At 70.7% G+C, this 21,349-nt stretch carries 21 protein-coding genes; 4 read left to right on the forward strand and 17 right to left on the reverse strand.

Translation table 11 applies throughout. The annotated features are described in order from the left end of the window. Nucleotides 1-5: 5 nt before the first annotated feature. The 4 genes from B7K22_RS00425 to B7K22_RS00440 form a co-directional block, all read right to left on the reverse strand. Nucleotides 6-281, reverse strand: coding sequence for an OB-fold nucleic acid binding domain-containing protein (locus B7K22_RS00425; protein ID WP_084037845.1), 276 nt, complete (start codon nucleotides 279-281; stop codon nucleotides 6-8). Further along, nucleotides 278-724, reverse strand: a complete 447-nt coding sequence (dut, locus tag B7K22_RS00430) for a dUTP diphosphatase (protein WP_234983242.1) — start codon at nucleotides 722-724, stop codon at nucleotides 278-280. Before dut ends, B7K22_RS00425 begins: the two co-directional genes overlap by 4 nt. An 11-nt stretch (nucleotides 725-735) precedes the next feature. Then, nucleotides 736-1,035 (reverse strand): DUF4193 domain-containing protein, encoded by a 300-nt coding sequence (locus B7K22_RS00435; protein ID WP_084037846.1) that lies wholly within the window; start codon nucleotides 1,033-1,035, stop codon nucleotides 736-738. A gap of 108 nt (nucleotides 1,036-1,143) precedes the next feature. Continuing rightward, nucleotides 1,144-1,968, reverse strand: coding sequence for an inositol monophosphatase family protein (locus tag B7K22_RS00440; protein WP_084037847.1), 825 nt, complete (start codon nucleotides 1,966-1,968; stop codon nucleotides 1,144-1,146). Nucleotides 1,969-2,088: 120 nt separating this feature from the next. On the opposite strand from B7K22_RS00440, the gene sepH reads away from it, so the two are divergent. Then, the gene (sepH, locus tag B7K22_RS00445; protein ID WP_084037848.1) at nucleotides 2,089-3,132 is read left to right on the forward strand and encodes a septation protein SepH; all 1,044 of its coding nucleotides are present in this window, start codon (nucleotides 2,089-2,091) and stop codon (nucleotides 3,130-3,132) included. Here the strand turns inward: sepH and B7K22_RS00450 are convergent. Genes B7K22_RS00450 through B7K22_RS00460 form a run of 3 tightly spaced genes read right to left on the reverse strand, consistent with a single transcriptional unit; the run spans nucleotide 3,085 to nucleotide 5,487 of the window. Continuing rightward, nucleotides 3,085-3,708: an alpha/beta hydrolase gene (locus tag B7K22_RS00450; RefSeq protein WP_084037849.1), complete on the reverse strand. Its 624-nt coding sequence runs from the start codon at nucleotides 3,706-3,708 to the stop codon at nucleotides 3,085-3,087. The two genes, sepH and B7K22_RS00450, sit on opposite strands and share 48 nt — an antisense overlap. A gap of 52 nt (nucleotides 3,709-3,760) precedes the next feature. Next, a complete protein-coding gene (locus tag B7K22_RS00455) occupies nucleotides 3,761-4,927 on the reverse strand; it encodes an alkaline phosphatase family protein (RefSeq protein WP_084037850.1) in 1,167 nt (388 codons plus the stop codon). Next, nucleotides 4,924-5,487 (reverse strand): DUF5998 family protein, encoded by a 564-nt coding sequence (locus B7K22_RS00460; protein ID WP_084037851.1) that lies wholly within the window; start codon nucleotides 5,485-5,487, stop codon nucleotides 4,924-4,926. Before B7K22_RS00460 ends, B7K22_RS00455 begins: the two co-directional genes overlap by 4 nt. A gap of 128 nt (nucleotides 5,488-5,615) precedes the next feature. Here B7K22_RS00460 and B7K22_RS00465 point away from each other — a divergent pair, with 128 nt between their 5' ends. Further along, nucleotides 5,616-8,060 carry a DNA topoisomerase (ATP-hydrolyzing) subunit A gene (locus tag B7K22_RS00465; RefSeq protein ID WP_084037852.1) on the forward strand — a complete coding sequence of 815 codons (2,445 nt, stop codon included), beginning with the start codon at nucleotides 5,616-5,618 and terminating at the stop codon, nucleotides 8,058-8,060. Between the two features lie 100 nt (nucleotides 8,061-8,160). Here B7K22_RS00465 and B7K22_RS00470 read toward each other — a convergent pair whose 3' ends face one another. The 7 genes from B7K22_RS00470 to B7K22_RS00500 form a co-directional block, all read right to left on the reverse strand. Continuing rightward, on the reverse strand, nucleotides 8,161-10,836 hold the full coding sequence (locus tag B7K22_RS00470; protein WP_371327636.1) for a phosphoenolpyruvate carboxylase: 2,676 nt from the start codon (nucleotides 10,834-10,836) through the stop codon (nucleotides 8,161-8,163). A gap of 71 nt (nucleotides 10,837-10,907) precedes the next feature. Beyond that, nucleotides 10,908-12,236 carry a threonine/serine exporter ThrE family protein gene (locus tag B7K22_RS00475; RefSeq protein ID WP_159448701.1) on the reverse strand — a complete coding sequence of 443 codons (1,329 nt, stop codon included), beginning with the start codon at nucleotides 12,234-12,236 and terminating at the stop codon, nucleotides 10,908-10,910. Nucleotides 12,237-12,294: 58 nt separating this feature from the next. Next, entirely contained in the window at nucleotides 12,295-12,678 is a 384-nt protein-coding gene (locus B7K22_RS00480; protein WP_084037854.1) for a hypothetical protein, read from the reverse strand. Nucleotides 12,679-12,759: 81 nt separating this feature from the next. After that, complete coding sequence (locus B7K22_RS00485) at nucleotides 12,760-13,428, reverse strand: class F sortase (RefSeq protein ID WP_084037855.1); 669 nt, start codon at nucleotides 13,426-13,428, stop codon at nucleotides 12,760-12,762. Between the two features lie 96 nt (nucleotides 13,429-13,524). Then, nucleotides 13,525-14,286 carry a hypothetical protein gene (locus B7K22_RS00490; protein ID WP_084037856.1) on the reverse strand — a complete coding sequence of 254 codons (762 nt, stop codon included), beginning with the start codon at nucleotides 14,284-14,286 and terminating at the stop codon, nucleotides 13,525-13,527. 180 nt (nucleotides 14,287-14,466) lie between these two features. After that, the gene (locus tag B7K22_RS00495; protein ID WP_084037857.1) at nucleotides 14,467-14,901 is read right to left on the reverse strand and encodes a hypothetical protein; all 435 of its coding nucleotides are present in this window, start codon (nucleotides 14,899-14,901) and stop codon (nucleotides 14,467-14,469) included. After that, complete coding sequence (locus tag B7K22_RS00500) at nucleotides 14,898-16,997, reverse strand: type IIA DNA topoisomerase subunit B (protein ID WP_084037858.1); 2,100 nt, start codon at nucleotides 16,995-16,997, stop codon at nucleotides 14,898-14,900. The genes B7K22_RS00495 and B7K22_RS00500 overlap by 4 nt, the downstream gene beginning before the upstream one ends. A gap of 131 nt (nucleotides 16,998-17,128) precedes the next feature. Here B7K22_RS00500 and B7K22_RS00505 point away from each other — a divergent pair, with 131 nt between their 5' ends. After that, nucleotides 17,129-17,959 (forward strand): tryptophan-rich sensory protein, encoded by an 831-nt coding sequence (locus B7K22_RS00505; RefSeq protein WP_084037859.1) that lies wholly within the window; start codon nucleotides 17,129-17,131, stop codon nucleotides 17,957-17,959. Here B7K22_RS00505 and B7K22_RS00510 read toward each other — a convergent pair whose 3' ends face one another. Further along, nucleotides 17,960-18,454: a GNAT family N-acetyltransferase gene (locus tag B7K22_RS00510; protein WP_084037860.1), complete on the reverse strand. Its 495-nt coding sequence runs from the start codon at nucleotides 18,452-18,454 to the stop codon at nucleotides 17,960-17,962. It abuts the gene before it with no gap. A 1-nt stretch (nucleotide 18,455) separates the two neighbouring features. Then, complete coding sequence (locus B7K22_RS00515) at nucleotides 18,456-18,800, reverse strand: hypothetical protein (RefSeq protein WP_084037861.1); 345 nt, start codon at nucleotides 18,798-18,800, stop codon at nucleotides 18,456-18,458. An 87-nt stretch (nucleotides 18,801-18,887) separates the two neighbouring features. Between B7K22_RS00515 and B7K22_RS00520 the strand changes: the two genes are divergently transcribed. Next, nucleotides 18,888-19,874 carry a DMT family transporter gene (locus tag B7K22_RS00520; protein WP_084037862.1) on the forward strand — a complete coding sequence of 329 codons (987 nt, stop codon included), beginning with the start codon at nucleotides 18,888-18,890 and terminating at the stop codon, nucleotides 19,872-19,874. A gap of 85 nt (nucleotides 19,875-19,959) precedes the next feature. Here B7K22_RS00520 and B7K22_RS00525 read toward each other — a convergent pair whose 3' ends face one another. After that, on the reverse strand, nucleotides 19,960-21,276 hold the full coding sequence (locus B7K22_RS00525; protein WP_084037863.1) for an RNA polymerase sigma factor: 1,317 nt from the start codon (nucleotides 21,274-21,276) through the stop codon (nucleotides 19,960-19,962). Nucleotides 21,277-21,349 lie beyond the last annotated feature (73 nt).

The following is a 21,349-nucleotide window of genomic DNA, read 5'->3' on the forward strand; positions in this document are numbered from 1 at the left end:
CAAGCTCACCGCAGCTCGAAGCGCGGGTTGAAGACCCGCAGGGTCGGCTCCGCGGCGCACACGCGTCCCTCGACGCTCACGCGTGCGCCCGGCTCGATGCCCGCGATCGATCGGCGGCCGAGGAAGACGGCATCGATGCGTCCGGTGCCGTCGTCGATGCGCGCCGTCAGCTGCGGCGCGGCGTCCCGGGGCTCGACTGTGATCGACACGATCCGCCCCTCGACGGTCGCGATCTCGCGAACGCTCACGTCGCTGATGCTGGTGACGGCGGGAGCGGTCACGGTGTGTTCCCCGTGGAGCCGAAGCCGCCCTCGCCACGGTGCGAGCCTGGGAGCGCGTCGACGTGGATGAAGGACGCACGCTCGACGCGCTGGAACACCAGCTGCGCGATGCGATCACCTCGCGACAGCCGGACGCTGTTGCGCGCGTCGGTGTTGAGCAGCGTCACGGAGATCTCGCCGCGATAGCCGGCGTCGACGGTGCCAGGGGCGTTGACGATCGTGATGCCATGCTTGGCGGCGAGGCCCGACCTGGGGTGGACGAGCGCGACGTAGCCGTCCGGCAGCGCGACCCGCAGGCCCGTGGGGACGGTGACCCGCTCCCCTGGTGCGATCTCGACGTCGATGCGGGTCGTGATGTCCGCGCCCGCGTCGCCGGGATGCGAGTAGGACGGCAGCGGCACGTCCGCCTCGGTCGTGCTGACGAGCACGTCGATGTCGATCACGGGGGCGCCCGTCAGGCCGCGCACTCCGAGCAGATGGGCTGGTCCTTCTCGAAGGACGCGAGCTGGCTGCGGTGGTGCACCAGGAAGCAGGACATGCAGGTGAACTCATCCTGCTGGGCTGGAAGGACGCGGACTGACAGCTCTTCGCCGGACAGGTCGGCGCCGGGCAGCTCGAAGCCCTCGGCCGCCTCAGTCTCGTCCTCGTCGACCACACCCGAAGTCTTGTCGTTGCGGCGAGCCTTCAGCTCCTCGATGGAGTCTGCGGAGATCTCGTCGTCCGTCTTGCGGGGTGCGTCGTAATCGGTCGCCATGTGGCAGTGGTCCCTTCGCCGTACGTGTGTGTGTAATGAATGCGCATCGTCTTAGTTTTGTTCCCCCGAGCGCACGCATTGTGCCCCAAAAAGTGCGTGAGCGCGACTCTATGGCGACGGCCGGTCCCACGTGCGGTCCGCACCCGCGGACACGAGGGCGTCGCGAAGCGGTTCCCATGCGTGAGGCATCGCAGCGATCAGCAGCCGCTCGTCGCCGGGCCCCCCGTCGATGCCCGCGACTCGCACGCCAGCCTCCTGGGCGATGAGGGCGGCCGCCGCGAAGTCCCACGAGTGCAGTCCGTGCTCGTAGTAGGCGTCTAGGCTGCCCGCCGCGACCAGGCACAGGTCGACCGCCGCCGCTCCCAGTCTGCGGATGTCACGCACCTGACCCAGCATCGCCGCGACGATCTGCCCTTGACGCTCGCGTCGCTCCGCGACGTACTGGAAGCCCGTGCCGAGGAGCGTCTGCGAGAGCGGCGGGGCGTCCCGGCGGCGCAGCGGCTGACCGTCGCGCCACGCCCCGCGACCGCGCGCCGCCGACCACAGCGTGCCGGTGCCGTCTGCGACCGCGCCCGCCTGAGCAGTCCACGCCGCCGGGGTGGCCGGGCCGGTCACGGCCGCCACGGAGACGGCGAAGTGCGGAAGCCCGTAGAGGTAGTTCACCGTGCCATCGATCGGGTCGAGGACCCACGTGACGCCCGTGGCGCCGGGCTTGGCGCGACCCTCCTCGCCCAAGACCGCATCATCGGGCCGCAGCTGCTCGAGGCGAGCGCGCAGATGGGCCTCTGCCGCAAGGTCCATCTGGGTGACGATGTCGATATCGCTCGACTTCGTGGCGCTCACCGTCGCCGCGGCCCTGCCGTCGAGGATCAGGCGGGAGGTCTCGGTCGCGAGGGTGCGTGCGATCGCCAGCAGGTCATCCGTTCCGTCCATGGCCCCATCCTCCCCCCACCTGGCGCGCCTCTCGGCGTCGTCGACGCGTGCACCCGGCTGAGGTCCGGCGCGCCGAGCCGCTGCCGCGCGCAGGGACCTGTGGCGTGGCACTCTGGGGCCATGACTCGAGTGTCCTTGGTGCGAGCGGCTGACGACGGCGAGCACCTGATCCTGGCCACCGCGGACGGCGACGAGTTCGAGCTCGAGCTCACCGACGACCTGCGCCGCACCGTGGCCCTCACCCGACCGCGCGCCTCCGATGACGACGGCGACTCCGCCGCATCGTCGCTGTCGCCGCGAGAGATCCAACAGCGCATCCGTGCCGGGCTGAACGCCCAGGAGCTGGCGGAGCTCACCGGCGAGCCGGTGGAGGCTTTGGAACGCTACGAGGCTCCCGTGCTCGCTGAGCGCGCGTACATCGCCGAGCTCGCGAGAGGCACCCGCATCGGGCGCGAGTCCGGCGCCCCGGTGCTGGCCGACCTGGTGACCGACCGGCTCGCGAGTCGCGGCGTCGACCCGGAGACGGTGGTGTGGGACGCGTGGCGCGAGCAGGATCAGCCGTGGAGCGTCGCGGCCGACTACCGCGTCGACGGTCGTGGTGTGCGAGCGCTGTGGGCCTTCGATCACACGGCACGCGCCGTCACTGCGCAGGACGACGAGTCGCGGTGGCTCACCGAGACGGAGCTGCTCGACGTGCCGATCCCCAAGCGCCACCTCAGCGCGGTGCGCTCCGTCGAGGACGATGCACCGCTCGATCAGTCGCGGCCGCTCATGCCGGCAGCCGTCGACGCCGCCGACGAGCCTCCTGTCGAGCCGTCGGCCACCGAGCTGCTGCTGGAGGATCTGCAGGAGCGCCGGGGGCTGCGCGAGGACATCGACGATGCCGCGATCGACGACGATGACGAGGACACCTTCGAGGGATTCGGTCCCGCGAACCGTGCACGCGAGGCCGAGGTGGGCTTCTCGCCGCGCCCGAGCGGCACGTCCATGCCTCACCCTGCCGGCTCGGCCCGCCGGCCGCAGGCGGAGGCGGGGCCGAAGGCACCGACGGAGGCAGAGCCCTCGAGCCGCGACGAGAAGGCCGAGCCCAAGGCTCCCGCCCGCCGGGGCCGTGCGTCAGTCCCGAGCTGGGATGAGATCGTCTTCGGCGCCAAGAACGACTGACGGGCTCGCCGCCGCAGCGAGCCTGTCGAGCTCGAGCAGCCCCACCTCCCACGCGCCCAAGCCGGAGTCCGCGTTGAGATGCCCGCGGCTGCCGGCGTCCACGAGGCGCGCCCCCAGTGCCTGGGCGACACGCTCTGCGTGCGCGAACGTGCCGTAGGGATCGTCGCGGCTCGCGACGACCGCGACGGGGACGCCCGCCGCCTGTGTCGGAACGTGGACGAATCCACGGATCGCCTCGGGCGCATCGGCCCTCTCCGTGTCAGGCGGAGCCACGAGCAGCGCCGCCATCGCGCGCTGGGGCCGCCGCGCCATCCACGCCGCGGCGGCGATGGTGCCCAGGCTGTGCGCGACCAGCACGGGTCGGTCGCCGCTGAGGTCGACGCCACGGTCGACGGCGTGGATCCAGTCCTCGAGCTCTGGTGCATCGACGCTCGCCGGCGCGAACGTGGTCGCGCGTGGATGCGCCTGCTGCCACAGCGTCTGCCAGTGCGACGGACCCGACCCGCCGAGCCCCGGCACGATGACGAGCCTGCGCGCGAGCGTCGTGGGGCCGAATGGCGCACTCATCCTGGTCATGCATCGATACTACGGTCGAGGTTCGCGCACGCCAGCTGCGCCTTCCGCGCCGCTAGGGCCCAGCGACGAGCAGCGGCACATCGAGCTCCTCGGGCGTCAACGACCCATGCATGCCGACCAGTCGCAAGGACTGCTCGGACTGGGTGCGCGAGTCGACGACGGTCGCGCGGCCCGCCATGGCCACGACGACGTCGCCGATGCGCGGGGCGAGTGCCGGATCGATGTCGCCGAACAGCCGTGCCGCTCGGGCCTCCTCGCGCGTCCAGACGGCGGCGTGGCCATCCAGCCGATCGCGCCAGCGTGACGCGACCTCAGCGGGCTCGGCACCGGGAACGAGGTGAACGTGGATGGCACGCGGCTCGCCCGCGATGATGGCGACGTCCTGACGCAGCACCTGGTCCTCCGCGACGTCCCAGCGCTGCGCCCCCGGGACGTCCACCATGCCGTGGTCCGCCGTCACCACCATCACTGCTGAGGAAGGGAGCGAGCGAGACAGCCGGCTCAGCTCACGGTCGGCGTCCTCGAGCGCGGCCACCCACTCCTGCGAACCCCAGCCGTGCTTGTGGCCGGCCGCGTCGATCTCGCCCCAGTAGCAGTACGACACGCCCGGCCGAGCCGCCGCGGCGACCGCGACGTCGATCCGGTCGGCCAGGCGCTCCGCCCCGATGAACTGCCCGCCGCGCAGCACCGCCTGTGTGAGGCCGGAGCCAGCGAACCGGCGCTTGCCCAGGGTCGTGACCTGGAAGCCGCCAGCGGCCGCCGCCTCGAGCAGCGATGGCACCGGCTGCCAGGACTCGGCCGGCTCCGCGCCCTCCCAGGAGACGAGGTTCGCCAGCCCGCCCGTCGCCGGATTGAGCGCGGTGTAGCCCGTCATCCCCGTGCGCCCGGCCGGCTGACCGGTGCCGAACAAAGCGAGCGAGGCAGCGGTCGTGGTCGGGTAGCCGGCGGTGATGACGCCCTGCTCGGCGGCGCGCAGGAAGGGCGCGTGCCCACGCCGCGCCTCCAGGTTGTGGTGACCCAGGCCATCGAGGAGCACGACCACCACGTGGCGTGCGCGCGGGATGCCGAGCCGCGCACGATCCTCCTCCGCTCGGCGCCCGCGCACCACATGCGCGCCGCCCACGGCCGCGATCGCGGCGGGCAGCACGGCTCCGAGCTCGCGCCCTCCGTAGTCGGGCAGGCGCAGGCCGAGCTGCGCCAGGTCAGGTGCCTGCGTCACCCACGCGGCCCGATGGAGCGCTGCAGCGTCGACGCGAAGTCGCTCAGCGCGCGCACCGTCTGAGCGCCATCGGCGATCGCGCTCACTCGCACCAGGGTGTCGTCCCCGGTGATGCCGCCGCTGTAGCCGTGGTCAGCGTCGCAGCTCTCGTCGCCGCAGGTGGCGGGCTCCAGCTCGATCCGCGAGTGCACGCCCCAACCCACCGCGAGCACGAGCTCGCTGGGGGTGTCGCCGTCGCTGAACTTCTCGGGCTCGTGCACCACGTGCGTCATCGCGAGGTTGGAGATCGACGCCAGCAGCGCGGTCTCGACCGTCGCGGATGCTTCATGCGCTCCCTCGACGTGGCCAGACCCATCGTCCATGTGCACGCGGATGAGCCGCGTCTCGGTGACCACCAGCACCGTCATGTGGCGGCGCACCTCGCGATCGTCGAAGGTCGTCTCCGCGTGGACGAAGTGGGCGCGAACGGACTCGTCGCCGATCGCGGTGCGCAGCACGGAGCTCGCGAGCGCTGGGTAGTATCCGGCGACGGCGACGGCCTGGTCGAGCGTGTGAGACATGGCGACTATTCTTCCACTTCGCGGGCGGCGTCTCCACCTGCTCCGCGTGGGCTACGGTGGCGCGACCCGCACCGGGAGACAATGGCCCGCAGCAATCGCACCACCGCAGCAGCACAGCGAGGAGAGACATGGCCGCCACGCCAGAGGCGCAGATCGTGGACATCGACGTCAGCGCCGAGATGGAGGCCTCGTTCCTCGAGTACGCCTACTCGGTCATCTACTCCCGGGCGCTTCCGGATGCGCGCGATGGCCTCAAGCCGGTGCAGCGTCGCATCATCTACTCGATGGGCGAGATGGGGCTGCGGCCCGATCGGGCCCACGTCAAGTCCTCGCGCGTGGTGGGCGAGGTGATGGGCAAGCTGCACCCCCACGGCGATGGAGCGATCTACGACGCGCTCGTGCGCATGGCGCAGCCATTCTCGCTGCGGCTGCCGCTCGTGGATGGTCACGGCAACTTCGGCTCGCTCGATGACGGGCCCGCCGCCTCAAGATACACCGAGGCGCGGCTCGCGCCCGGCGCCCTCGCCATGCTCGCGGACCTGGGCGAGGACGTGGTCGACACCGTCCCCAACTACGACAACAAGCTCACCCAGCCCGAGGTGCTCCCTGCCGCCATCCCGAACCTGCTGGTCAACGGCGCATCCGGCATCGCGGTGGGCATGGCGACCAACATGGCGCCCCACAACCTGGTCGAGGTGGTCTCCGCCGCACGCCATCTGCTCGCGAACCCAAAGGCGGACCTCGAGGAGCTCATGCGGTTCGTGCCGGGGCCGGACCTCCCTGGCGGCGGCAAGATCGTGGGGCTCGAGGGGGTGCGCGAGGCATACGAGACCGGCCGCGGCAGGTTCGTGACGCGAGCCACCTCCAGGATCGAGAAGGTCACGCCGCGCCGCCAGGGCATCGTCGTCACGGAGCTCCCCTACCTCGTGGGCCCCGAACGCGTGATCGAGAAGATCAAGGACGGCGTCTCGCGCAAGAAGCTCGAGGGGATCACTGCCGTCACCGATCTCACCGATCGCAAGCACGGGCTGCGCCTCGTGATCGAGATCAAGAACGGCTACAACCCCGAGGCCGTCCTGGAGCGCCTGTACCGGGCGACGCCCCTCGAGGAGTCCTTCTCGATGAACAACGTCGCGCTCGTCGGCGGCGAGCCGCGCACGCTGGGTCTCAAGGAGATGCTGCGGGTCTGGATCGACCACCGGATCGATGTCGTGCGGCGCCGCAGCCAGCACCGCCTCACGGCGCGCAAGGACAGGCTCCACCTGGTCGACGGTCTGCTGATCGCCATCCTCGACATCGACGATGTGATCCAGATCATCCGCTCCTCGGAGGACGCGGGCGAGGCGCGGGCGCGCCTGCAGACGGCATTCGACCTGTCCGAGATCCAGGCCGACTACATCCTCGAGCTGCGCCTGCGCCGCCTGACCAGGTTCTCGCGCCTCGAGCTCGAGAACGAGAAGGCGCAGCTGCTCGCGGAGATCGCCGAGCTCGAGGAGATCCTCGGCTCGGAGTCGGTGCTGCGCGACGTCGTGGGCCGCGAGATGGACGCGGTCGCCGCCGAGCATGGCACGCCCCGGCGCACCATCCTGCTCGCCGAGGCGGGGGCCGTCTCCTCCGCGGCGAGCGCACCCGGGGCGGCTCGCTCCGGCGCCGCCGCGCCGTCGCTCGAGGTCGAGGACTCGCCGTGCTACGCCCTGCTGTCGGTGACCGGACTCGTCGCTCGCACGGCGGACGATGGCGAGCTCGTACGAGAGGGGCGGCGCAGCTCGCATGACGTGCTGCGCTCGGTGGTCGCGGCGTCCGCGCGCGCAGACGTGGGCGTGCTGACCAGTGCCGGGCGCGTCCTGCGGCTGTCGCTGCTCGAGGTGCCGGCGCTCGCGCCCACGAGCGAGCCTCCGTCGCTCGGCGGCGGCAGCCCCATCGGCGAGCTGGTCATGCTCGACAAGGGGGAGGATGCCGTCGCCCTCGTGCCGCTGGACGGCGAGGACCCGCTCGCGATCGGCACCGCGCACGGCGTGGTCAAGCGCGTCAAGCCCGAGCCTGCGCCCAGCAGGGACGCCTGGGACGTCATCGCGCTCAAGGAGGGCGACCGCGTCATCGGCGCCGCCCCGGCGCCGGATGGGGCCGAGCTCGTGTTCGTCTCCGACCAGGCGGCGCTGCTGCACTTCGAGGCGACCCAGTCGTCGGCGCGACCGCAAGGGCGCACAGGCGGCGGGATCGCCGGCATCAAGCTTCCCGATGGCGTGCTCGCGGTGTTCTTCGGCGTGGTGGGCGCGGCGGCCGATGCGGTGGTCGTCACCATCGCGGGCTCGTCGAGCGCTCTCGCCGGCACGGTGCCGGGCTCAGCCAAGGTGACGCCCTTCGCCGAGTACCCGTCGAAGGGCAGGGCCACCGGTGGCGTGCGGGCGCACCGATTCCTCAAGGGCGAGGATGCGTTGATGCTCGCCTGGGTGGGCGCAGCGCCCGCGCGTGCGGTGTCCGCCGCTGGCCAGGCAGTCGAGCTCCCGACCGAGCACGGGCGGCGCGACGGCTCCGGGACGGCGCTCGCCGCCCCCGTTGGCGGCATCGGCTGATCCCCGCGCCCCAGAGGCGGCGCAGCGGTCGTATCGACGCCAACGGCCCGCCTTGGACTCGCAGGAGCGGAGGGCGGGCCGTCGCGTGGAGCGGTCGGGGTCAGCCGGTGTTCTGCAGGCCGGCGGAGACTCCTGACACCGTGAGCAGCAGCACATGGCGGAGCTGGTCGACGGCGGCATCGTCTGCGCCGCGACGCAGCGCCGCGAGACTGCGCACCTGGATGAGGGACAGCGCGTCGACGTATGGCGACCGCAGCTGCACGGCGCGGCCCAGCACCCGACGCCGCTCGAGGGGCCAGGCCGAGCCCGTCACCTTGAGCACCCACTCACGCGTGAGGCGCATCTCATCGAGCACCATCTGCGCGAGGTCGTCGCGGTCGCCCAGCGCGAGGTAGCGCTCGGCGATGTGCTCGTCGGACTTCGCGAGCGACATCTCGATGTTGTCGAGCAGCGTGGTGAACAGGGGCCACTCGCGATAGGCGCGCTGGAGCTCGTCGAGGTCGCCCGCCTGCGCCAGGGCCGTGCCCAGTCCGAACCAGCCGGCGAGGTTGATGCGCGCCTGGCTCCAGGCGAACACCCATGGGATCGCGCGCAGGTCGTCAAGCGAGTTCACCGACAGGCCACGCTTGGCGGGACGCGAGCCGATGTTCAGCAGGCCCACCTCCTCGAGAGGCGTCACCTGAGCGAACCACTGCGGGAAGCCATCTGCCTTCACCAGCTCGTGGAAGCGCGCCCGGCTGGTGGCGTCGAGGCGAGAGGCGAGCTCGGCGAAGGCTCGCGTGGCCTCAGCGTTGCGCTTCTCGACGCTCGGCGACGCCTGCAGGAGCGTGGCGGCCGCGACCTCCTCGATGTGTCGCTCGGCGATGACGGGGTCGCCGTACCGCGCCAGGATGACCTCGCCCTGCTCGGTGAGCTTGAACCGGCCGTCGACCGAGCCCGGGGGCTGCGCGAGGACAGCGCGGTTGGCGGGACCACCGCCGCGACCGAGCGCGCCGCCGCGGCCGTGGAACAGCGTGAGCGTGAGCTCGTTGCGCTCTGCCCAGCGGGCGATGCGCTCCTGCGCAGAGTGCAGCGCGAGGGTCGCGGCCACCGGTCCCACATCCTTGGACGAGTCCGAGTAGCCGAGCATCACCTCGATGCGGCGGTCGGTCTCGGCCAGGCGCCGCTGCACCGCGGGGAACGCGAGCGCGGCCTCGAGGATCTCGACCGAGTTCTCGAGGTCGTCGAACGTCTCGAACAGCGGGATCGCGTCGATCACCGGCGCGTCGGCGCCGTCGCCGAAGGCGTGCTCGGCGAGCTGGTAGACGGCCTCCAGGTGCTCGGGCGCCTGCGTGAAGGACACGATGTAGCGGCGGGCCGCCTTGATGCCGTACCGCTGCTGCACGGCGCCGATGGCACGGAAGGTGTCGAGCACCTCCCGCGTGCGCGGCTCGAGCGAGCCGTGGACGCCGTTCGCGGCGATGTCCTCGAGCGCCGCAGCATGCACCTGTGAGTGCTGACGAACCTCGAGCTCCGCGAGGTGGAAGCCGAACGTCTGCACCTGCCACAGGAGGCGCTGGAGCGAGCCGTACGCGACACGCGGAGCGCCGGCCGCGACGAGCGATGCCTGCACCGTCACAAGGTCGGCCTCGAGCTCGTCGGGCGATCCGTACTGCAGATCCGCGTTGCGCTCCTGCGTCGCCGCAAGACGAGCGGCGATGACGAGCAGCGCCGCGCGGTGGGTCTCCCCCGGCGCGTCCGCATCGGCAGCCGCGCTCAGGCCGGTGTCCCGTTGAGCCTGGCGCTGGCGCAGTGCGAGCAGCTCCTCGGATGGCGGCGTCGAGCCGTCATGCAGGCTCAGCCTGTCCGCGACATCGCGCGCGGAGGCCTCGAGGGCGCGCACGGCGTGCTCGGACGCGAGTGCCGCCGCCGCACGTGTCACGTCAGCGGTCACGTTCGGGTTGCCGTCCCTGTCTCCGCCGATCCACGAGCCCAGGCTCACGAACGGACGTGCGAGCGGCTCGCGGCGGCCCGCGTCCGGACCCGCGAGGAAGTCGTCGAGGCGGTGGTAGACACGGGGGAACGTCTCGAACATGGTCGCATCGAACACCTCCAGCGCGGCGGCGACCTCGTCCAGGACCTGGGGCTTGGAGGCACGGATGAGGCTGGTGCGCCACAGCGCGTCGATCTGCGCGAGCAGCGCGCGGTCGGACTCCGCCTGAGTGGTGCCGCCCAGCTGCGAGTGGTCACGCTCGGTGAGGAGGTCGGAGATGCGTCGGACGGCACCCGACACTGCGGGCCGTCTGGCCTCAGTCGGGTGCGCGGTGAGCACGGGCCTGAACTCGAGTGCCTGGACGCGGCGCAGGGCCTCGTCCTCGCCCACCTCGGATGCGAGCTGCTGCACGGCCTTCGACAACGAGTCGTCCTCGGTGAGGGACTGCGCCTGGCGCTGTCGCAGCACGCGCACGCGGTGGTGCTCCTCGGCGAGGTTGGCGAGGTGGAAGTAGCAGGTGAAGGCCCGCGCCACCTGCTCGGCACGCTCGAGCGAGAAGCTCTCGACGAGCTCCATGGCCTGGTCGAGCGCGGCCGGGCCCTCGGCGTCGCGAGCCTCGTGCGCACGGATCGCAAGCTCACGCAGCTTCTCGACGTCCGCGAGGAGTCCTTCTCCTGAGGACTCGGCGATCACCTGTCCCAGCAGTCCACCCAACAGGCGGACGTCGTCGCGAAGGGGGTCGGGTACGGCGTGTCGAGCGAGGTCGCGCTCCGCCGGGGCTTCGGGCGTGGGGTTCTCAGTCACGCGTCCGAGCGTACTGGCACACCCCCCGAGACTCCTAAAGCAGCAGCCGAATCGGAGTAAAGGGCGGGCCATCACCGAGTCGCGGTGGATGCCCACTCCCGGTCAGTGAGCAGCTTGGCGACGACGAGGCCGACCATGATCGCGAGGACCACGAGCGTCACCTCGAGCACCCCGGCCGTGGCTGCGGTGTACTGACCGGCGTTGAGGCTCACGAGCGCCTCGTGCGCGGCGACGCCGGGGATCATGACCAGCACGGCGGGCACGGACAGCGTGATCACGGGGAAACGTCCGCGACCGGCCGCGCCGGCCGCGAGGACCCCGACGACGAGGCAGGCGACCGCCGTCGCTGCCTGCACGGGCGCATCGCGGTCGACGGCGAGCAGACGGCCGGTGTTCGCTATCGCGCCGATGCCGGCTGCGATGGCCGCCATGCGCCACGGGCTGTTGAACATCAGCGCGAAGCCCAGCACGCCGATGCCGCTCGCCGCAGCCCAGACGACGACCTGCACGAGGCTTGACACGTCGGCATCGGGCCGGCTCGCGGTCGACAGCGGTTCGATGAGCGCGAACAGCCAGACGCTCACCCCAGCCGCCATGGTGATCATCGTCCCGAATGCGATGCGCTGGATGCCTGCCTGCAGATCCATCTTGGCCATGTCGAGCGCCCCGGTGATGAGCGCGAATCCCGGCAGCAGGTACAGCACCGATGAGATGTAGCCCGCCGCATGGGTCTCGACCTGGTCGACGCCGAGACCGATGCCAGCGATGGCGAGCACGTACAGGCCCGTCGACACGGCGGCCGCAGCCATGGTGGTGCCGAAGGCGTTGAAGTGCCGGTGCGCCAGGGCGCGCCGCGTCCACTGCCCGAGCGCGGCGGCGATGAAGACGGCTGCCACCTCCCAGGCATGGGCATGGTTGAGGACGGCGAAGGCGGCGCAGGCGAAGCCCGCGAACGCCGAGTTCGCGACGCCCGGGTAGAGCGGTCCCCTGCCCTCGATGGCGTCGAGCGCGCGGTTGACCTCCTCCGGCGTCGTGCGAGCGGGCAAGGTCCGACGCATGCGATCGAGTCCCGCCAACCGGTCCGCGTTGACCGCGAACGAGGTGTTCTCCGCCACCTCCGTACGGAAGATCCGCCCACGGTGCGATGTCGCCGCGATGTCGGTCATCGACACGTGGTTCGCGTGGTGATCAACCCCGAGCGCGGCGGCCACCGCTCGCATCGCCTGGCGCACGCGGTAGCTCGCAGTCCCGGCCGCGAGCATGAGCTGCCCCGTGCGGATGACGACGCGAGACTGCTCGATCAGCGAGACCGGCTCGAGGCTTTCCTCCATCTCGAATGCCGCGCGCACGCGCTCGTCGCCGTCCTGGGATTCGTCGTCGGGGTCGTCGATGTCGCTCACGCGCCCATCCTCACGCATGTCGGCGTCCACGCGTGCGGGCGCGCGCCGCGCGGACGCGTCACGCCTGCGCGGCGAGGCTCGCGAGGCGCGCCTCGATGACGGCCTGCCACTGTCGTGCGCGCCGCCTGGCCTCCATGACCACGCCTGCCGCCAGTCCCGTGCCGATCGCCGCCCCTGCGGCGATCGATCGCCGGCCCAGCAGCCCGGACGCGACCGTCGTGGCGACGCCCATGATCACCGAGCCACCGATCGCGAAGTACGAGCGCGCGTAGGCGGACATCTCCGCCAGGGCCGCAGCGTCCTCGCACCTGAGAATCTGATCGACATCGTCCGGGGTGATCGGACGCGGCCCGAGGGCGCTCGCCCCCATGTTCGGCAGTCCGGCGTCGCGTGAGGGATAGCTGGGTCCCCCCCACACCTGCGCCGCTCGTGTCGAGCCCATCGTCGCCTCCTCGATTCCGTCCCCGTCGTGGGCGCTGTCGTTCGCGGAACGCTCACGCTCCCCGCAGGCATTCCGGACCCGTCATGCCCCGACGGCTCGCGCGAAGACCACGATGTTGTCGTCGAAGTGCCCAGTCGAGGAGTCGAACTCGCCTCCGCAGGTGATCAGCCGCAGCTCCGGCCCCTCGGTGTTCGCGTACACGTCGACCGTCGGGAACTCGTCCTTCGGATGCTGCTCCATGCGGGTGACCTCGTACGTGACAATCGCGCCATCGTCCTGCTCGACCGTGATGCTGTCACCCTCCGCGAGCTCGGTGAGACGGTAGAACACCGATGGGTCACCGTTCCAGCTGACATGCCCGGCGATGACGGCTGGGCCCACCGCGCCCGGTCGGGGACCACCCTTGAACCAGCCCGCGAGGTCGGTGTCGACCGGGGTCGCCAGGGAGCCGTCGTCGAGCAGACCCAGCTGCTCGAGCTCGGTGTCCACGCCGATCGCAGGGACCTCCAGCCGCACCGGCAGGGCCTGCGGGCCGGGCTCGACGTCGATCTGGCTGGTCAGCGGGTCCGCCGTCGGCGACTCGTCGGCCGCCACGGTGGGCGTGCCGTCGTCCTCGGCTCCAGGCGGGGTAGTGGACGCTGCGCTCGCCAGCGGAGCGGGCGTCGCGACGCGCACCCCCTCGACGGCCAGGACGGCGAGCACCGCCGCAAGCGCGACAAGCGCGAGCCCCGCGATCATTCGTCGGTTCATCGTGATCGTGTCCTTCCTGAGGTCCCGGCCCCCTGCATGAGGCCGCCCGGGCCCGCGACCAGTCGCGAGCCCGGGCGGGTGTGATGCGGGACGTGCCTACTGCTCGACGCGGCGGCGGCTGGCGACGGCGAGGCCGATGCCAGCGGCGGCGGTCACGGCAGCAGCCGAGCCGAGGACGACGGCACCAGTGGTGTCGGACGTCGCATCGCCTGTCTGCACGCCGCCGATGGGCGCGACGGACTGCGAGGCGCCGAACGCGCCACAGGTGGCGGGGATGGTGGCCTCGAGCGGCAGGGACTCGTCGAGCGACGAGACCGCGTCACCGTCGTAGGTGCCCGAGTCATCGAGGTCGATGCCGTGCTGGACGAGGTGCAGGTTGGACAGCGAATCCGCCGTCTCCTGTGACACCTCAAAGGTGCGGCTGTACTCGAGGTTGCCCTCATCGTCCGCGACCGGGAAGCGGTCGACGGCAAGGGCGGAGTCTCCCGACGTGTCGCCCTCGGTGGTGAGCGACACCATGACGCCTCCGTACATGACCGCGGCCTCCATCGTGCTCAGCAGCCCGTCGCCGTCCTCGTCGAGCTCCTCGACGTCACCCGGGGTCGGGCACGTGAAGTTCGCGTCGGCAGCGCCGTGGAGGTGCTGCGCATGCGGGGCGCCCGGCGCGAAGCCGGTGCCGGAGATCTCGACGCGCACCGTGGTGCCGTCGACGGTCACCATCGCTGTGGACTCGGCGCCCGAGCCGTTCAGCTCGTCGAGCGTCGCGTTGTAGCCCTCAGCCGCGGCGGCGCCTCCCGCTCCCAGGCCGACGATGGTCGCCGCACCGGCCGCGGCGAGAGTGGATCGCAGAATCTTCATGATGCTTCCTTCCGTCGAGGGGCGACAACCTGCCGTCCCTTCCCGGAAAGCCCGCGTGAACGCCCCTTTCGACGCATCTGCAAGGTCTCTCCACCCGCCGGTTCGGCCGGAGGATGCGGGTGGATTGGTCGACCGCCGCTCCTGCGCCGCTCGGCGCGCTCAGACGTGAGCCGAGGAGCCTCAGGCCTGGAAGCCCACGTACTGTCGCCACTCATAGGAGCGCCGCAGGCGTTCCTTGTGGACGGCGGCCGACCATCGATCGAACGCCAGCGCGAGGATGGCGCCCACGATGAACCCGACCGCCGGCGCACCCCAGCCCTCGTCGGCAGCGCCGGCGACGGCCCCGAGAGCGGCCACCGAGAAGCCGACGAGCGCCCCGATCAGCACAGCGAGGGTCGCGAGCGGACGCCCGGTGCGCTCGAGCACCCACAGGTGCCGGCGCAGCTCCTCGATGCGCCCCGACTCCTCGAGCTCGGCCTCGAGCACGGTGCACCGCCGAGCGAGGCCCACGATGGAGCCGTCGACGATCACGCGATCGTCACGCGTGCGTGCACGGCGGCGGTCATGGAAGCCGTGCGGATGGACGCCGCAGGTGAGCCCCTGCGTGGCGCTCACGCGTCGATCCTGCTCATGTCGAGCTTCTCCGCGCCGGCGACGATGAAGTCGCGGCGAGGGGCGACCTCGTTGCCCATCAGCAGCTCGAACACCCGCTCGGCCGCCTCCGCGTGCTCAGCGGTGATGCGGCGCAGGGTGCGGTGCTCGGGGTCCATGGTGGTCTCCGCGAGCTGGTCAGCGTCCATCTCGCCCAGGCCCTTGTAGCGCTGGATGTCCTCGTTGTACTTCCGGCCCGAGCGCTTGAGCTCGCGGAGCGTGTCCGTGAGCTCCTTCTCGGAGTACGTGTAGATGTACTCCTTCTCGCGGCGCGGCGAGCCCTTGACCTCCACCCTGTGCAGCGGCGGCACCGCGGCGTAGACCCGACCCGCGTCCACCATGGGCCGCATGTAGCGGAAGAACAGCGTCAGCAGCAGCGTGCGGATGTGGGCGCCATCGACGTCGGCGTCCGTCATCAGGATGATCTTCCCGTAGCGCGCCTGCTCAAGGTCGAACGTGCGTCCCGAGCCCGCCCCGATGACCTGGATGATCGACGCGCACTCGGCATTGTGGAGCATGTCCGTCACGGACGCCTTCTGGACGTTGAGGATCTTGCCGCGGATGGGCAGCAGCGCCTGGAAGTCGGAACGGCGCGCGAGCTTCGCGGTGCCGAGAGCCGAGTCCCCTTCGACGATGAACAGCTCCGACTGCTCGATGTCGGTGGAGCGACAGTCGGCGAGCTTCGCAGGCAGGGAGGAGGTCTCGAGCGCGTTCTTGCGCCGCGAGATCTCCTTCTGCTTGCGCGCGGCCACCCGTGCGCGCATCTCGGCGACGATCTTCTCCATCACAGTGGTCGCCTGGGTCTTCGCATCCCGCTTGGGCGAGCTCAGGATCGCGCCGAGCTCAGTCTCGACGACCTTCGCGACGATCGACCGCACCGGCGTGGTGCCCAGCACCTCCTTGGTCTGGCCCTCGAACTGGGGCTCAGGGATCCGCACGGTCACGACGGCCGTGAGGCCGGCCATGATGTCGTCCTTCTCGATGCGCTCCGCGCCGTCCTTGCCGGTGAGCTTCAGGCGCCGCGCGTTGGTCTCGATCACCTTGCGGACGACCTTGGTCAGGCCAGCGTCGAAGCCCGCCTGGTGGGTGCCGCCCTTGGGAGTCGAGATGATGTTCACGAACGAGCGCACGTTCGTGTCGTATCCGTTGCCCCATCGCAGTGCGACGTCGACCACGCATTCGCGCTCGACCTCCTCCGACACGAGGGTGCCGTCGTTCTTCAGGACCGGCACCGTCTCGCGGTACGTGCCCGTGCCCTTCAGCTCCCAGGTGTCGGTGATGGGCGCGTCGACGCCGATGAAGTCGACGAAGTCGCGCGGGCCGCCGTCGAATCGGAACGACTCCTCCGAGGGCTCGAGGGGGTTGCGCTCATCGCGCACGGTGAGCGTGAGCCCCGGGACCAGGAAGGCAGTCTGGCGTGCACGGGTCAGCAGGTCCTCGAACGTGAAGCGCGCAGACGTGTTGAAGATCTGCCGGTCCGCCCAGTACCGAATGCGGGTGCCCGTGCGCGCCTTCGCCACCTTGCCGACCACGTCCAACGAGGACCCGGTCACGAAGGGCGTGAACTCCGAGTCCAGGCTCGGACCGGAGGCTGGATCGCCCCAGCGACCGGGCTCCCCCCTCCTGAAGGCCATGTGATGCGTCTGGCCCCCTCGGTCGACGTGCACGTCGAGCCGCTCGCTCAGCGCGTTCACCACGGACGCGCCCACGCCGTGCAGGCCGCCGGAGGCCGCGTAGGAGCCGCCGCCGAACTTGCCGCCCGCATGCAGCTTGGTCATCACGACCTCGACGCCCGTGAGTCCCGTCTTGGGCTCGACGTCGACAGGGATGCCGCGGCCATGGTCGCGCACCTCGACCGAATCGTCGGGATGCAGGATGATCTCGATCGTGTCGCCGTGGCCTCCCAGCGCCTCGTCCACCGAGTTGTCGATGACCTCCCACAGGCAGTGCATGAGGCCACGAGAGTCCGTGGTGCCGATGTACATGCCGGGTCGCTTGCGCACGGCTTCTAGCCCCTCAAGGACGGACAGGTGTCGTGCGGAGTAATCGGATGCAGCCACGGCGACAAGGATAGGCGCGGCGGCGGACGCGGCCGAGCATCCCGCGCCGCGCGAACGCGGCACGGTGGAACAGCGCTGCCACGCACGGTGTTGGCAACGGCGAGACCGCAACCGTGCCAGGGAGGCCACCGATGTCCACCACCACGACCGCTGACGCCACGACTGCCGACCGCACTCGACAGGTGGTCGTCCTGCTCGGCGCGATCCTCGCCATCGCCGGGGCTGCGTGGGGCTCGGGCGCCTTCGGCGGCACACCCATCGCGGAGGCAGCCGACGGCGCGCTCGCCGCCGACGCGACCCTTCTCGCTCCGGCGTCGGGAGCCTTCGGCATCTGGTCGGTGATCTACCTCGGGCTCGCGGCGTTCGCAGTGGTCCAGGCCCTCCCCTCGCGCGCTGCCGATCCGCGCATGCGCGCCGTCGCCTGGCCGCTGCTCGTCTCCATGGTGCTCAACGCCGTGTGGATCGCCACCGTCCAAGCCGAGCTGCTCTGGCTGTCGGTGATCGTGATCGCCGTGCTCGTGGCGACCTTGGCGAGGGTCGTCGTGACCCTGATCGCGCATCGGCCCTCCCGCGTCGCCGACGCGATCGTGACCGACATCACGACGGGGCTCTACCTGGGATGGGCATCCGTGGCGACGGCCGCGAACGTCACGGCGTGGGGCGCCGATGCGCTCGGCGCCTCGCCCGACGACGGCACCTGGGTCGCGGCGGCGGTGCTGGTCGTCGTGGCGGTCATCGCGGCGGCCTTCGCGCGGGCCGCGCGTACGGCGCCGTGGGTCGCGATCCCCGCCGGCCTCGCGATGGCGTGGGGCCTCGGCTGGATCGCGTACGGGCGCGCGGAAGGCGATCCCCATGACCTCGTGGTGATGTGGGCGGCTGGCATCGCGGCCTGCGTCGCGTTCGCCGCGCCGTTCCTCATGCGGGACCTGACACGTCCGCGATCCGGTGACTCGCGCGACTGACTAGAGGCCCTCTCCCTCCGGCCAGGGGACGTCGTCGCGCCCCCGGACGGTCATCATCGCGATGTTGTCGCCCTTGACCCAGAACCCCAGCTCCTCGTAGAGGTGGCGGCCCATGGGTGTCGCGTGCAGCTCGACCACTTCGATCCCACGCTCGTCGGTCTCGTGGAGGAGCGCGTCCATCACCAGTCGCGCATAGCCCTTGCGCTGGTGCTGCGGCGCTGTCGACACCCACTGGATGTATCCCATGTGATGCGCCTGAGCGCCGGGCTTGGGCAGGCGCGGAGCGATGTTGACCAGGCCGCAGCACGCGAGCCCTCCCTCGGGCGCGTCGATGACCATCCCGATGAGATCCTTGCCCAGCCGGTCGCGCACGGTCTGCGTCGCATCGACTGCCCACGTGGGCGTGGGCTTCGCGCCGACCGCCTTGTACATGAGGGCGCCCAGGTGCACGATCTCCGCCGCGTCCGTCGACGTGGCGACCCTGACCGAGGTCATATCAGCGCCAGATCACCGCGACAGCAATATTGACGATGGTGAGCAGGCCCGCGAGCAGCCAGAAGAGCTGCGGCCGCTCTCGCTTCGCTCCCACCTCGGCGACGCCAACGACAGCGATCGCGACGACGAGCTTCACCGCGATCTTCACGTGGTCGGGCTCGTAGTCGTCCGAAGCGAAGGCAAGTCCCGCCAAGGCAAGTCCCGTGACGATCTGTGCACGCGCTCCCCACACCATCGCCGTGGTGATCCGCCTGGCTTCCGATCGCAGCTGGTCGAGCCACGGCCCGAGAATCGCTGCAAGTCCGACGAAGTGCAGGATCAACAGGGTGTATCGCAGGGCATCCACGCGTGGTCTCCTTGGAGGCTCGAGTGCTCCGATGCTACCGCGAGCCCAGCCAGGGGCCTGTGCATGACGCCCCTGTAGCGTGACGGCGTGAGCGAAACGCCGACCCGCCGCCGACTCCCCGCGCTGGGCGCTCTCTACGTGCTGACCGGCGCCTTCCTGTTCGGCCTCAACGGGTCGATGTCGAAGGTCGTCATGGAGGCCGGCATCACGCCGGAGCAGCTCACCCTGTTCAGAGTGCTGGGCACCGCTGTCATCTCCGGCTTCGTGCTGCTGCTCACCGACCGGTCACAGCTCCGCATCTCGCGTCGTGAGCTGGCGTGGTTCGCTGCGCTCGGCGTTGGCGGCCTTGCCCTGGTGCAGTGGCTGTACTCGGTCGCGATCTCGCTGCTGCCGGTCGGCATCGCGCTGCTGTTCGAGTACACGGCGGTGATCCTCATCGCGCTCACCGCGAAGTTCGTGCTCAAGGAGAACGTCCACCCGCGGCTGTGGTGGGCGATCGGCGCGGTGCTCGCTGGCCTGGCCGTGGTGGCGCAGGTGTGGGACTCGGAGCTCTCCGCGCTGGGAGTGCTCGCGGCGCTGGCCGCCGCGGTCGCGTATGCGTTCTACTTCCTCGGCGGCGAGCGGTCCGTGCGCGGCCGGCCACCGATGGCGGTCGCCTTCTGGGCATCCGCCTTCGCGAGCATGTTCTGGCTGGTGCTGTCGCGGTGGTGGACCATCCCAGCTGGCACCTTGGCCGAGGATGTCTCGTTCGGCGGCGCGCTCGACCACGTGCACGCGCCCATGTGGGTGCCGCTCGCGCTCATCGTCACCTTCGGCGGCTTCGCACCCTTCACGCTGATCTTCATGTCGCTGCGCCACATCTCCGCCACGGCGTCGGGGATCCTCGCATCGTCCGAGGTGCTGTTCGCGTTCGTCGTCGCGTGGATCTGGCTGGGCGAGACCCTCACCGCGGTCCAGCTCGCCGGATCCGCTGTGGTCCTGGCGGCGATCATCGTCGCTCAGACCGCGCGTGCACGCCCGGCGATCGCGGAGCCAGAGGCCTTCGCCGCCGGCGTCCCTCCCGAGGCGCCGTAGCAGCGCGGCTCCGGCACGCGTCGGGCTGGACAGCCGAGAGGCGCCGTCCCTGCACAGGGATGGCGCCTCTCGAACGGGCTCGGGGTCAGTCCAGATAGTCCCGCAGCACCTGCGACCGCGACGGGTGGCGGAGCTTGGACATGGTCTTGGACTCGATCTGCCTGATGCGCTCGCGAGTCACGCCGAACACGCGGCCGATCTCGTCGAGAGTCTTGGGCTGGCCGTCGGTGAGGCCGAAGCGCATGCCGACAACGCCGGCCTCGCGCTCGGACAGCGTGTCCATGACCTTGGTGAGCTCCTCCTGCAACAGGGTGAAGCCCACGGCGTCCGCCGGCACGACAGCCTCGGAGTCCTCGATCAGGTCGCCGAACTCGCTGTCGCCGTCCTCGCCCAACGGCGTGTGCAGCGAGATGGGCTCACGGCCGTACTTCTGGACCTCGACCACCTTCTCAGGGGTCATGTCGAGCTCGGCTGCGAGCTCCTCTGGCGTGGGCTCGCGACCGAGGTCCTGGAGCATCTGGCGCTGGACGCGGGCGAGCTTGTTGATGACCTCGACCATGTGCACCGGGATGCGGATGGTGCGGGCCTGGTCGGCCATGGCGCGGGTGATGGCCTGACGGATCCACCACGTCGCGTAGGTCGAGAACTTGTAGCCCTTGGTGTAGTCGAACTTCTCGACCGCGCGGATCAGGCCGAGGTTGCCCTCCTGGATGAGGTCGAGGAACAGCATGCCGCGGCCCGTGTAGCGCTTGGCGAGCGACACCACGAGGCGTAGGTTCGCCTCGAGGAGGTGGTTCTTCGCGTGACGCCCGTCGTTCGCGATCCAGTCGAGCTCGCGGCGCAGCTCTGGCTTGAGCTTCTCCCCGCTCGAGAGCTTCTCCTCCGCGAAGAGTCCGGCCTCGATGCGCTTGGCGAGGTCGACCTCCTGCTCGGCGTTGAGGAGCGCGACCTTGCCGATCTGCTTGAGGTAGTCCTTGACCGGGTCGGCGGTGGCGCCGGCGGTCATCACCTGCTGCACGGGGGCGTCGTCATCCGCCGCCGCGAGCACGAACCCCGACTTCTCGTCGTCCTCGTCCTCCTCGGCAGCCGCGGGGGCGTCCTTCTCCTCGTCCTCCTCGACCTGCTCGGCATCGACCGACTCGAGCTTCGCGGCAGCGCTCTTCTTCGCGGGACCCTTGCGCGCGGGGGTGCGGCGCTTGGGCGCGGCGGCGGTCTCCTCGACCTCGACCTCGTCGGTGGCGGCACTCGCCTTCGTCGCGGCGGTCTTCTTGGCGGGACTCTTGCGGGAAGAGCTGGACGCGGCTTTGGTAGTCGTGGCCTTCTCCTTACAGATCGACCGTCGAGGAGACGGCTGCGGGATGGGGGACTCGGTCGGGCATGCATGCGCGCACCCCACCGTCACGGATGGCGGATCGTTGCGCGTTCAGCGTCGCGCCGCAACGGCGCTCGGGGAGACTGGGGGGCATGCGATACCT

Origin of the sequence: Demequina sp. NBRC 110053 (assembly GCF_002090095.1) — a bacterium.
In the GTDB taxonomy this organism is placed as follows: Bacteria; Actinomycetota; Actinomycetes; order Actinomycetales; family Demequinaceae; genus Demequina.